Raw genomic sequence first — 12400 nt, forward strand, 5'->3', positions numbered from 1 at the left:
AGAACTGGTAGGTGTTTCGTGAGCGACAAGGCGCCGGTGCACATGCGGTGGCAATACCTGGCCCTGGTTTTTGTGGGCGGCACCGGGGGGACCGCACTGCGTGAGGTGTTGCTGCTGTTGGATCCCGGTGCCATCGCCGTCACGTTCGCCATCAATGTCACGGGAGCGCTGCTGCTCGGCGCGCTGCTCGAGACCCTCCTGCGCCGCGGGCCTGATGAGGGTCGGCGGCGCGGGACCCGGGTGCTGCTCGGCACCGGCGTACTGGGAGGCTTCACGACCTACAGTGCCCTCGCGACCGACACGAGCCTGCTCCTGGCCGACGGCTCGGTGGGCGCCGCCCTGCTCTATGCCGGAGGGACCCTGATTCTCGGAGCCGCGGCCACCTGGCTGGGCATTGTAGGGTCGGCGAGCGTGCATCGCCGCCGCAACGGTGGAGGTCTCGCATGACCCCGCTGACTTTTATAGCCGTGGCACTTGCCGGTGGGCTGGGCGCGGCCGCCCGGCTTTTCGTCGACGGCATGCTGCGCTCACGGTTGCGGGGGACGCTCGTGCTTGGCACGACCGTGATCAACGTCACCGGGTCGCTGCTGCTCGGCCTCCTGACCGGTCTCGCCCTCGTGCACCTCGTGAGCAGTGATTGGCTGCTGGTGCTGGGCGGCGGACTCCTCGGCGGCTACACGACGTTCAGCACGGCGAGCGTCGAGATCGTTCGTCTGCTGCAGCAACGCCGGTACCGGCCGGCGCTGACTGTCGGGCTCGGCATGCTCGTGGCATCCGTTGCCGCGGCCGGGCTCGGCCTCTGGTTCGGTCTCTCCCTATGACGACGGAGCCAGCGCAAAGTACAGGTGCGCATGCACGCGGCAGCCGTCATTGAATTCGGCGGCGCACGCGGGGCAGTGCGTCACCGACTGATATGAGCGGATGCTCATCTCCGTGTGACACACGCCGCACACAATAGCAAGGTGGTCCACGTCGCCTTCGAGCCACTGCTCGGCGGGGTGCGACTCGCTGTCGCCATGGCACCGAAAGCACGGGTAGTAGCGTCTGCAGCAGGCGAACTTGATCGCGATCACGTCGCGGAGCGAGTGATAGTGCACGCACCGCGTCTGGTCATCGACGACCGCACCATAGATGCGCGGGGGAGAGGTCATCGTTCCAGTATCGCAGCGGTGGGTCTAGTCGCCGCCGGTGCCCGTCGCCAGAGTCTGCGCCGTCACGAAGGCCTCGAAGGCCTTCGCATCGCTAAGTGAACCCTTGTAGGACGCGCCGTTCACGAGCACGGTGGGCGTGCCGGTGACCTTGGTGATGTCGGCGTTGGGCAGGGGGCCCTTCAGCGCGCGATCCGAGGCAGCACGGACCCAGGGGACGAAAGTCTCTTTCGTGATGCAGGCCGCGATGTTCGGGTTGGTGGCCCCGGCCTTCTCGATCAGGCTCTGCAGCTGAGCGTCGGTGAGGCCCCCCGTTTCCTCGGCCAGCTGTTTCGCGAAGAGAGCCGTGTTCACGGCGAGAAAACTGTCGGGGGCAAAGTTGGCAACGCATGCGGCCGCATTCGCTGCGCGCGTGGAATCGTTGTTGCCACGCGATGAGGTGTCGAGAATCGAGAGGGGGTGCAGCTCCACCGTGGCGTTGCCGGCGGTGACCCAGCTCGCGATTTGGGCGGCGTTTGTGGCCTCGAACTGGCCGCACAAGAGGCACATGTAGTCGACGTAGATGTCGATGTTGACCATGTCGCTGAGCTGGGACTTGTCGGTGGCCACGGGCTTCGCCCCGGCGGCGAGTGCGGGGGTCATCGCGGCCGACACCGTGGTGCCGTCGCCGCCGATGAGGATTCCGTCGCTCGCCATGTTGAGGGGCCCGGCATAGCTTGGAGTGTTCTGGTTGGCGACAACGAGCGCCGCCACGGTCGCCGCAGCCAGGAGGACGCCGCCGATGCCGCCAATGCCGCCACGCCGGAGCAAGCGCTGTCGTTTGGCGCGCGCATGCTCGTCGTCGCGCATCAGCCTCGACTGTTCGCGGGCCTGGTCGCGGCGGTCTTTCCTGGGCGGGCGGGGCTGCCCGGAGGCGTTGCTCATCATGCGCTCAGTCACCGTTTCGTTGGGAATGCCTTCTGACACTAGGTTTTACGTCTGTGTGCCGGGCATTCGCGCGCTGTGAACTGGCTGGGAGCGGTGTCAGAACCCGGTGCTGAGGCGAGGGCAGGTCGGGGAGTGGAAGGTGGCGTCGAGGCGGGCGGCAGCATCCGTCGTGGTCGTGGTGAGCCGTCCGGCGCGGGCGAGGTCGACGGCGCTGCCGGCCCCGAGGTAGAGCGCGCCAAGGTCGGCCACCGCGAGCGTCACGTGCACGGCGTCGGCGGGCATCTCGCCGGCGAGCGGATGCGCCGCGCCGTGTCCGTCGGCGTCAACCGTGAGCAGGTAGTCCCCCGCGGCGAAATCAAGGTCGTCGGTGACGGTGAGCCTGAATATTCCGGGAGCGGAATATGTGCGGGAGGAGAGGGCGGTGGGCACATCGAGAATCCGCAACCACAGGTGGTCGCGCTCGAGCGTCTTGCGCACGGCTCGGCGGTCGCTCACCTGCCAGGAGAGCGCTTCACGCACGCTGCGTAGCGGCGCGCTGACCTCAGTGACCAGATCCATGTCGATCACGAAGTGCCACAGAGCGGCGTAGGCATCGTCGGTCGCGGCCACGAGGTCTGCGAGATCGAGGCGGGCAGGATACCCGTCGTCGCCGAGCGCGATGGAGTAGACGGCGAAGCCCTGCGCGCGGCCGGCGGCGTCGTCGTAGCGCACGCAACGCAGACTGCGCTTCCCGGAATCAGGGTCCTGGGGAACCAGGCCGAGGGCGTGGCTCCACCAGCTCGGGCGGCGGTCGACCTCGCCGGACTCGCGGGACCGCTCGAAGATGGCGGGGCCTTCAACGACGAGGGAGGCGGCGGTGACGAAGTCAACCCGACCGGTGGGGACCGGGCCGATCCAGCGGGCGCGAGTCGTGTCGACGTGCACGTGTGCCTGGTGAGCCGCCGGGCCGAAGCCGAAACGCCCGTAGATGGTGGCCTCCGACACGGTGAGCATGGCGAGCGGCAGACCGAGAGCCTGCGCGGAGCGGAGTTCGCCAGGGAGAAGCGCACGGGCGATTCCTCGACGGCGGTGCGTGGGGGCCACCGTGACGGAGCTGATGGCCCAGGCGGGGAGCGTACCGCCGCCGGGAACGCTGAGGCCCATCTCCCAGGAACGCACGGTGGCGACGGGGGAGTCCGGGTCAGCGCCGCTGCGATCGTGCACCGCGGTCACCCGGTCAATGGCAATTTCACGTTCAAGCACCCCGAGCAGTTCGTTGCTGTGGGCCGAATCATGGAAGCCACGGGCCTCGGCCTGCAGCCACCGCCGGGCGGACACCAGGTCAGTGGGGTCGAGAATGCCCAGGTCAAGGCCGTGCGCGGCCAGCATGTCTCGGGAGTCGGAGTCGACGGGGAGGGAAGTGTGTTGGGTCACGCTTAGACCCTAGCCGTGCATGGCCGGGTCAACCACTCACGCTGCGGTGCCGTCACTCCCGGTGGGTCGAATCGGTGAATGTCTTGTCGCCCAACATCATCGGCGATGACGTGAATGTCAACGGCGGATGCGCCTCGTATCCGCGTGGACGCCTCCCCGGTAGAACACAGTTTGAGACTGTCGGGGCCTCTCAAATCCCGATATGTTTTTAGGAAATTCTGATTCTTCTCTTCCTTCGGGCAAGGACCACGGATTGTGGCAGCAGAACTGAACTGGGCTGGCAACCTCCGCTACGCATCCATCCGGGTGGCGGCTAGGTGTGGTCGCGCCAGCTGTGCTCCGGGGCGAAACCGAGCAGGCGCCGGGCCTTGTCGATCGAGAGCAGCGTTTCGTGTTCGGATACGTCCTTGACCACCGAGACGCCCGGGAAAACCTCAGCGGCGAGGGTCGCCGAGGAACGCGTCATCACGGTGTCCGCCGCCGCAATGATGAACGTCTCAAAGCCGGGCGCGGCCGTCTCGAGCGCCCGCAGTACCGCCTGCGCTCCGTCGCGGCCGTCGATGTAACCCCAGAGGTTCCACTTGCGCAGTGTGGTATCGGCATCGAATGCGGGGAACGCGGCGTAGTCGTCGGGATCCATCACGTTGGAGAAACGCAGTGCCGTGATGCTCAGCGTCGGATCCCAGCGCACGAGTTCGATCGCCATCTGCTCTTCGAGGTGCTTCACGAGCGAGTACGTGCTCTCCGGGCGGGCCGGGTACTCCTCGTCGACGGGGATGTAGGGCGGGTCGATGTCGAACGGCAGGCCGAGCACGGTCTCGCTCGACGCGTAGACGATGCGCTTGATGCCCGCTCGTCGCGCGGCCTGGAACACGTTGTAGGTGGACAGCATGTTGTTGTGGAACGTGGCCACGTCCGCGTGCAGGCCGGGTGCCGGAATGGCGCCGAGGTGCACGACCGCGTCGAACCCATCGGTGCGGTCGTTGATGCCGAACATCACGTCGACGACCTGGCCGTAATCGGTGAGGTCGATCTTCGTGAAGCCGGCACCGCGAGGCCCCGACTGGTCGAGGTTGGTGACGTCGTGTCGCTCGCTCGACAGTCGGGCGACAACACTGCGCCCGAGCTTGCCGCTACCGCCGGTGACTGCAATTCTCATGGGATTCTCCTGGTGCGGGTGGTGTCCGTAAAACCGCAGTTTTTGGCGACACGCCGGGTGGCGTGGCCGGTTACCTCGGTGTGTCTCAGATGCTCCGGTTTTGGCGTCGGCGTGACGGCTGGGAAGCGGCCCAGCCGGGCCGAGACTACGCCAGTCGGGTCTCGGGGGACGTGGTCTTGCGCGGGTCGACCTCGGCCAGTGCGCGGGTGATCTCGTCGATCTGCGCCATGACGGCGGGCTCGAGTGTGACGCCGACGGCCTTCACGTTGTCGGCGACCTGCTCCGGGCGGGACGCCCCCATGATCGCCGAGGCCACGTTCTGGTTCTGCAGCACCCAGGCGAGCGCGAGCTGCGCCATGGTGAGCCCGAGATCGTCGGCGATCGGGCGCAGGCGCTGCACGTTCGTCAGAACCTCGTCGCTCATCCAGCGTGAGATCATGTCGGCGCCACCCTTGGCATCCGCTGCCCGGCTGCCGGCAAGCGGCGGCTGGCCCGGCAGGTACTTTCCGGTGAGCACGCCCTGGGCCACGGGGGACCACACGATCTGTGACACGCCGAGCTCAACGGATGCCGGCACCACCTCGGCGTCGATGACCCGCCACAGCATGGAGTACTGCGGCTGGTTCGACACGAGCTGAATTCCGAGCTCGCGGGCGAGCGCGTGGCCGGCGCGCAGCTGCTGGGCATTCCACTCGCTCACGCCGATATAGAGGGCCTTGCCCTGGCGTACCACGTCAGCGAAGGCCTGCATCGTCTCCTCCAGCGGGGTCTCCACGTCGTAACGGTGGGCCTGGTAGAGGTCCACGTAGTCGGTCTGCAGGCGGCGGAGCGAACCGTCGATCGACTCGAAAATGTGTTTGCGGCTGAGCCCGGTGTCGTTGTGGCCCTTCGGGCCGGTGGGGAAGTACGCCTTCGTGAAGATTTCGAGCGACTGGCGGCGCTCACCCTTGAGGGCGTCGCCGAGCACGCTCTCGGCCACGGTGTTCGCGTACGTGTCCGCGGTGTCGAACGTGGTGATGCCGGCATCGAGTGCCGCGCGCACGCACAGTGTTGCGGTGTCGTTCTCCACCTGCGAGCCGTGCGTGAGCCAATTGCCATAGGTGAGTGCGGAGACTTTCAATCCACTGTTTCCCAGATAACGAAATTCCATGAGGGTCCTGTCTCTCGGCGGCGCTGCAGGTTTGTTGACTTGGGCAACCTAACACAGGCAGTCGGGAGGGCCCGAGGTAATCTGTAAGGCAACGGTGAGGATGCCATGCAGGGGAACAACCATGACGACGTGCGTCGACACAACCTGGCGACCATCCTGCGGCTGGTGCATCGCAGCGGGCCCCTGTCCCGGGCAGCGCTCACCCGCCTCACCGGATTGAACCGTTCCACCGTCTCGGCCCTCGTCTCCGAGCTCGTGCAGATCGGACTCGCTGTCGAGCGTGAGCCGGAGGCCTCCCGGCAGGTGGGGCGGCCGAGTCCCGTGGTGCAGGTGAACCCGCGCGTGGTCGCCATTGCCGTGCACCCGGAGATCGACGCGGTGACCGTGGGCCTCGTGGGGCTTGATGGCGTCGTGCACCGGCGCATCCGCTGCCCGGTTGAACGCTCGCCCAGCGCCACCGAGGCCGTGAACATAGCCGTGGCCGTGATCGACGGTATGCGCGGCGAGCTCGACGCCCGCTTCGATGTGGTGGGCGTTGGCGTGGCCGTCCCGGGACTCGTGCGTACCCACGACGGCCTCGTGCGTCACGCTCCGCACCTCGGGTGGGTTGCCGAGCCGTTCGCCGAACGGCTTTCGGCAGCAACGGGTTACCCGGTGGTCGCCGCGAATGACGCAAGCCTCGGCGTGCTCGCCGAACGCTACTTCGGTGCGGGTGTCGGTATCACCGACCTCGTGTACCTCAACGGTGGCGCGAGCGGCATCGGCGGCGGCCTGCTCATGGGCGGGCAGCTGTTGGGCGGCCATGCCGGCTACGCGGGTGAATTCGGCCACGCCAAGGTGAGCGAGGGCGCGGCCGTGGACTCCGCCGGCCTTGCGGGCACCCTCGAGGCCGAGGTTACCCGCAGTGGCCTGCTCGCCGCCCTCGGCCTGAGTGGTACAACGGATGCCGACGATCTCGAACGCGCCCTCCTCGGCTCTGACTCGCCGCAGGTTCGAGCCGAGGTGAACCGCCAGCTTGATTTTCTCGCCGTTGCGCTCGCGGGCGCGATCAACATACTCAACCCGCAGCTCGTGGTGCTCGGCGGGTTTCTTGCGGCGCTCCGTGCGGTGGATCCAGACCGGCTGCAGAACACCGTCGCTGCGCTCACGCTGGCGGAGCTATGTGAGGGAGTGGGTATCGGTTCCGCACGCCTCGGCTCGAACCAACTCATGATCGGGGCCGCCGAGCTGGCCTTCGAGGGAGTGTTCGAGGATCCGCAATCGTTCGTGCGGGGTGGGGACGCGTGACCAGCATCCTGGAGTGATTCCGGAGAAGAATCGGGTCAGCGGGAATATCAGTCGGCCGCCGCGTCTTGATGTCAGTGCGGCCCTTGTTCTTGTCGTTGGTGCCGTCGCCCGCATTCCGAGGGGCCAGCATCCGTTCACGAACCGCATCCTTGAGGAATTCATTTCCGTGTCTACTGCCGCCATTCCTGTGGTTAGCGCCGCACAACTCCGCTCTACAGCTCGCCACCCTGGCGACGCCCTCACCCGACGCCAGCGTCTCGTTTATGTTCTGATTCTTGGAGCGCTCACCGCGCTCGGGCCGTTCACGATCGACTTGTATCTGCCCGCTTTCCCCACGCTTGAGAGCGATCTGGGCGTGTCAGCCGCGGCCATTCAGCTGACCCTCACCGGAACCATGATCGGGTTCGGATTCGGGCAGCTTGTCGTGGGGCCGTGGAGCGACAAGGTGGGCCGCCGCCTGCCGCTCATGCTCGCGACGGCGTTCCACATTCTGGCCTGCGTGGGCGCTGCCCTTTCGACCGACATCGTGTGGCTCGGCCTGTTCCGGGTGCTGCAGGGATTCGGTGCCGCAGCCGGTGCCGTCGTGGCGCTCGCCATGGTGCGGGACCTGTTCGGTGGCAAGCCGCTCGTGCGCATGCTCTCCCGACTCGCGCTCGTGAGTGGCCTCGCCCCGGTGCTCGCCCCGGTCATCGGCTCGCAATTGCTGCTCGTGATGCCGTGGCGCGGAATCTTCTGGGTGCTCGCCGCCTACGGTTTCCTCGTGATCCTCGCCGTCGCGTTCTTCATCGTGGAGACCCTGCCGCCGGCTGAGCGTCACGCTCGCGGCCACAGCACCCTCGGCCAGCGGTACCGCGCGGTGCTCGGCGACCGCACGTTTGTGGGCGTCGCCATCATCGGGGCCATGACGTTCACGGGGCTGTTCTCCTACCTGTCGGCGTCGCCGTTCCTCTTTCAGCAGGTCTACGACCTGAGCGCCCAGCAGTACGGCCTTCTCTTCGCGGTGAACTCCCTCGGCATCGTCACGGGCGTGCAGCTGAGCGCGCGGCTCATGCACCGTCTCAATGTGGGACCGCAGTGGATCCTCTCCGTGTCCACCGTTGTTCTGCTGGTCACCGCCGTGGCCATCATGCTGCTCGACCTGGCCGACGCGGGGCTGTGGGGCACCGTCGTTCCCCTGTGGTTTTTCATCGCCGCCTGCGGTTTTACGCTTCCGAGCGTTCAGGTGATCGCGCTCAACGGGCACGGCCGCGAGGCGGGGACCGCAGCCTCGCTGCTCGGTGCCGCGAACTTCGGCGTTGCGGGGCTCATCTCGCCGATCGTTGGGCTGCTTGGTGTGGGAACCGCGGTGCCGATGTCGGCCGTGATGGCCACCACCTCGGTGCTGGGTATCGTGTCGCTCTGGCTTATCGTTCGGCCCCGGCACGTGCCAGCCCTCGAGCACTAGCCGTAGTCTCTCGGCCGCGCAGCGGGCACCCACGGCCGAGACGGCAACCTGGCTTACCATTGCGCAATGACTACTCCCGAGCCACCGGAGCGCGCGGCGACCCCGAGCGCCACGCGCATGGCCAGGCGCTGGCCCGTGATCAGTGGCCTGCTTGCCCTCGCCCTCGCTGCCGGGCTCGGCTCCCTTGCGGTTGCGCGATCGAGCGGCCTGACCGAGATCGATACCGAGTGGATGAACGAGGTCATCGAGCACCGGGCGCCGTTCTGGGACATTCCCGCGCTGTTCATGAATGCGCTCGGCGGCGGTGTGATCGGCGTCATCGTGGTACCCGTGCTCCTGTCGGCCGTGCTTCTCCTACTCAAACGACCGTGGGCGGCGGGGTACTTTCTGGGGGCCACGATCCTGAGCGCGGGGATCGTGCAGCTGCTGAAACACTTCTTCGGCCGTGCCCGTCCGCTCGAGATCCTCGTGACCAGCGACTTCGGGTCGTTCCCGTCCGGGCATGTCGCCAACGCGGCCACCATGGCCATGGTGCTCGCCGTTCTCTTTCCGCGGGTGTGGGTCTGGGCCGTCGGCGTGGCGTACACGATTATCATGCTCCTCAGCCGCACCTACCTCGGCGCACACTGGCTCACCGACACGATCGGCGGCCTGCTGATCGGGTTGGGAGTGGCGTTCGTGGTGTGGGCTCCGCTGGCCGCGAAGCTGGACGGCGAGCGAAGGCTGGCTCGACGGCATCCGTTGGGCGATTCGCTCCCTCGGTAACGACGCCAGAATGCGGCAGATCGCCCCGATTCGACCCCGTAACCCACATTTTTGACGTATATTGCCGTCGGTTTAATGGTCTACTTTTTCCATGACGGCAGACACAACGGCAGAGCTGACGGCCGAGGCTTTTCGGCAGGCGGATGCCGCGGCGCACGCCGCCGGAGTTACCCTGCGCTCCGCAGACCCGAGCGATATCACGGGGATTCTCGGTCTCTTCAACCGCACCTGGGGTGCCGGGCGCGGGCCGGACCGGTCGATGCTGCTCGCCCTGGACTACGCCGGCAACACGATTCTCGTGGCTCTCGGCGACGGCAGGCCGGTGGGGGCCGCAGTAGGATTTCTGGGTTGGTCGGGCGGGCTGCACCTGCACTCGCACATGGCGACCGTTGTGCCGTGGCGCCGCAGCCATGGTGTGGGGTACGCGCTCAAGCTCTTTCAGCGCGCGCTCTGCCTCGAGCAGGGCGTCACCGAGATGCGCTGGACCTTCGACCCCCTCATTCGCCGCAACGCGCACTTCAACCTCGTCAAGCTCGGCGCCGAGGTGACCACGTTTCTACCGGATTTCTACGGCCGACTCGACGACGCCATCACCGGGAATGATCAGAGCGACCGTTTCGAGGTGCGCTGGCGCCTCGATTCCGGTCGGGTGCGGCGGGCACTGAACGGCGACACGCCGCCGGCATGGAGCGGCACGGAACGACTGGCGCTCAACGTGGACTTTGAACAGCTGCGAGCTACGGACCCCGAGGCGGCGATTCGCCTGCGCACCGACTCGCGGCTTCTCTTCACGAACGCCATGGCCAGTGGTCTGCGTCCGGAGGTCGACACCGACTCCAACTACGTGCTGACAGCGGATGCCGCAGAGCCCGCCTAGCGGGAAATTATTTCGCTGGAGTCGGTGACCTTGGTGGCAAACGCTCGTCCGCTGCGCCGCAGGTTCAGACGACGTTCGAACCAGTAGAGGAGTTCCGGCCGCAGCCGGTTGAGGTCAGCGAGGGTGACCGGCTCAGGCACATGCATGACGGGTATGTCCAGGTCGTCGGCCAGGGCTTCCATGTCATCGTGCGACCAGAACTGTCCGCGCATGCGAACGAGCAGCTTGCCGTCGGTGTCGGTCACGAAGAGCTGCGGGATTGTATCGAGGGAGCTACTCGTGTAGAGATCGAGAAGCACCACTCGGCCCAGGATCGCGCGCGGAAATGCGGTGAAGGGGCGCAAGAAGCCGCGCTCGGAGATTTCGGTCGCGTTGACACTGATCATCACCCGGTGGCCGGCGATCATGCTCAGCACGTAGATCAAGGTCACGAGCGCCTGCGGTATCAGCACCAGCAGCCACGTTCCTGTTGGAGCGTTCAACCAGTAGAGCACGGTGAAGATGGGCACACAGAACGCGAGAAACATGAGAATGGTTTCGCGCACGAGGTTTATGTTGGGACGCAGTACAAATTCTCTACTCAATTCGCCCCCCATGACATTTGCCCAGTGACTTGGACGTGTACAACGAGTATGCCCCATAAATCGCATCCGTTGCAGAGTCATTTTTCATGGCACCACAATCACCGCCACAACCGGCATCCGCTGTCGACGGGCGGCGACCCAGAAAAGGCTGGCAACCCCGGCAGATTCTATTCTTCTCCCCACCGGCGTGGGCACCCGGCGCCGCGTAGAGTGATCGAGTGCACTCACCGGCGACTCGTCAAGACCGCAAACAGGTTAGAAATCTCCCCCGCGGGTGGCCCCTGTTGCACCCGGCGCAGGTCGTCGCATCCGCCTTCGCGTTCACCATTTTTGTGGGCACCGCATTGCTCATGCTGCCGAATGCTCGGCTGGGCCCCAGCAGCGCCACGTTCCTTGAGGCGATCTTCACTGCGACCTCCGCCGTGTGTGTGACCGGGCTCGCCGTGGTGGACACCGCCACGTACTGGACGCCGTTCGGCCAGGTCGTGATTCTCGTGCTCATTCAGGTGGGCGGACTCGGCATTATGACCTTCGCCTCGGTGATCGGACTCGCCGTGGTGCGCAAACTCTCGCTGCGCTCGCGCATCAACGCGGCCGCCGAGGTGAGGAGCGTGGGCCTCGAAGACGTGAAAGGTCTCGTGCGCGGTGTCGTTGGCATCTCCCTGATCGTTGAGGCCGTCGTGGGGGTAATGCTCACGCTGCGCTTCTTCACGGGTTACGGTGAGCCGTTCGGGCGTGCCGTCTGGCTCGGGGTCTTTCACGCGGTGTCCAGTTTCAACAACGCCGGCTTCGCGCTGTTCAGTGACAACATCATGTCGTATGCCACCGACCCATGGATCGGCCTGCCCATTTGTGGGGCGGTCATTCTCGGCGGACTCGGATTCCCCGTGATCGTGCAGTTGCGCAAGCATCTGCGCAGCCCGCTCAAATGGACCATGAACACGCGCATCGTCGTGGTCGGCACGATCACGCTGCTCGTGCTCGGCTCGGTCTTCATTACGGCGGTGGAGTGGAACAATCCGAACACGCTCGGCCCGATGGACTGGCCGAGCAAGATTCTCGCCGGCTTCTTCCAATCGGTGCAGACGCGCACAGCCGGCTTCAACAGCGTCGACATCGGCCAGATGGATTCCGCGAGCCTGCTCGGTATGGACGTGCTCATGATCATCGGCGGCGGCCCGGCAGGCACCGCCGGCGGAATCAAGATCACCACCTTCGCTGTGCTGTTTTTCATCCTGTGGACAGAGGTGCGCGGCGAGGTGGCCGTGAACGTGTTCGGTAAGCGACTCTCCCGCGCGGTGCACCGGGAGGCCATCAGCATTGTGCTGCTGGCCGTGGCCGTGGTCATCGCCGCAACGGCCAGTCTCATGCTGATGACCGACATCTCCATGGACGAGCTCATGTTCGAGGCCGTCTCCGCCTTCGCCACCGTGGGGCTGTCCACCGGCATCACCGCAGGTCTGCCCCCGGCAGGGCAGGCGATTCTGATTTTCCTGATGTTCATCGGCCGCCTCGGCCCCATCACCTTCGCCTCGGCACTCGCTCTGCGTGATCGCCGTTCCACCTACGAATACCCGAAGGAAAGGCCGATCATTGGCTAGATACTCATTATTCGGACGGCGCGACCGGTCTCGGATCACCGAGGC

At 66.0% G+C, this 12400-nt stretch carries 13 protein-coding genes; 7 read left to right on the forward strand and 6 right to left on the reverse strand.

The genetic code is table 11. The features are described from left to right. The first annotated feature begins 18 nt into the window (after positions 1–18). Both EDD25_RS10960 and EDD25_RS10965 read left to right on the forward strand, forming a co-directional pair. Entirely contained in the window at positions 19–447 is a 429-nt protein-coding gene (locus EDD25_RS10960; protein WP_241986526.1) for a fluoride efflux transporter FluC, read from the forward strand. Next, on the forward strand, positions 444–821 hold the full coding sequence (locus tag EDD25_RS10965; protein ID WP_134173305.1) for a CrcB family protein: 378 nt from the start codon (positions 444–446) through the stop codon (positions 819–821). The genes EDD25_RS10960 and EDD25_RS10965 overlap by 4 nt, the downstream gene beginning before the upstream one ends. Here the strand turns inward: EDD25_RS10965 and EDD25_RS10970 are convergent. From EDD25_RS10970 to EDD25_RS10990, 5 genes are all read right to left on the reverse strand, one after another. Continuing rightward, positions 816–1151, reverse strand: a complete 336-nt coding sequence (locus EDD25_RS10970) for a CHY zinc finger protein (RefSeq protein WP_134173306.1) — start codon at positions 1149–1151, stop codon at positions 816–818. The genes EDD25_RS10965 and EDD25_RS10970 overlap by 6 nt on opposite strands. A 24-nt stretch (positions 1152–1175) precedes the next feature. Next, entirely contained in the window at positions 1176–2087 is a 912-nt protein-coding gene (locus EDD25_RS10975) for a DsbA family protein (protein WP_134173307.1), read from the reverse strand. Positions 2088–2171: 84 nt separating this feature from the next. After that, positions 2172–3488 carry a GNAT family N-acetyltransferase gene (locus EDD25_RS10980; RefSeq protein WP_134173308.1) on the reverse strand — a complete coding sequence of 439 codons (1317 nt, stop codon included), beginning with the start codon at positions 3486–3488 and terminating at the stop codon, positions 2172–2174. Positions 3489–3801: 313 nt separating this feature from the next. Next, positions 3802–4647, reverse strand: a complete 846-nt coding sequence (locus EDD25_RS10985) for an NAD-dependent epimerase/dehydratase family protein (protein ID WP_134173309.1) — start codon at positions 4645–4647, stop codon at positions 3802–3804. Positions 4648–4792: 145 nt separating this feature from the next. Beyond that, positions 4793–5797, reverse strand: a complete 1005-nt coding sequence (locus EDD25_RS10990) for an aldo/keto reductase family protein (protein WP_134173310.1) — start codon at positions 5795–5797, stop codon at positions 4793–4795. A gap of 105 nt (positions 5798–5902) precedes the next feature. Between EDD25_RS10990 and EDD25_RS10995 the strand changes: the two genes are divergently transcribed. The 4 genes from EDD25_RS10995 (at position 5903) to EDD25_RS11010 (ending at position 10170) form a co-directional block, all read left to right on the forward strand. Further along, on the forward strand, positions 5903–7084 hold the full coding sequence (locus EDD25_RS10995; RefSeq protein WP_134173311.1) for an ROK family transcriptional regulator: 1182 nt from the start codon (positions 5903–5905) through the stop codon (positions 7082–7084). 187 nt (positions 7085–7271) lie between these two features. Beyond that, positions 7272–8528: a multidrug effflux MFS transporter gene (locus EDD25_RS11000; RefSeq protein ID WP_134175387.1), complete on the forward strand. Its 1257-nt coding sequence runs from the start codon at positions 7272–7274 to the stop codon at positions 8526–8528. A gap of 66 nt (positions 8529–8594) precedes the next feature. Continuing rightward, on the forward strand, positions 8595–9293 hold the full coding sequence (locus EDD25_RS11005) for a phosphatase PAP2 family protein (protein ID WP_241986525.1): 699 nt from the start codon (positions 8595–8597) through the stop codon (positions 9291–9293). Positions 9294–9384: 91 nt separating this feature from the next. After that, the gene (locus tag EDD25_RS11010; protein WP_134173312.1) at positions 9385–10170 is read left to right on the forward strand and encodes a GNAT family N-acetyltransferase; all 786 of its coding nucleotides are present in this window, start codon (positions 9385–9387) and stop codon (positions 10168–10170) included. Here the strand turns inward: EDD25_RS11010 and EDD25_RS11015 are convergent. Next, positions 10167–10715, reverse strand: a complete 549-nt coding sequence (locus EDD25_RS11015) for a hypothetical protein (protein ID WP_134173313.1) — start codon at positions 10713–10715, stop codon at positions 10167–10169. The genes EDD25_RS11010 and EDD25_RS11015 overlap by 4 nt on opposite strands. A 320-nt stretch (positions 10716–11035) precedes the next feature. Between EDD25_RS11015 and EDD25_RS11020 the strand changes: the two genes are divergently transcribed. Continuing rightward, the gene (locus tag EDD25_RS11020) at positions 11036–12355 is read left to right on the forward strand and encodes a TrkH family potassium uptake protein (protein WP_241986531.1); all 1320 of its coding nucleotides are present in this window, start codon (positions 11036–11038) and stop codon (positions 12353–12355) included. Positions 12356–12400 lie beyond the last annotated feature (45 nt).

The sequence above is a fragment of the Cryobacterium psychrophilum genome (assembly GCF_004365915.1).
Taxonomy (GTDB): Bacteria; Actinomycetota; Actinomycetes; order Actinomycetales; family Microbacteriaceae; genus Cryobacterium; species Cryobacterium psychrophilum.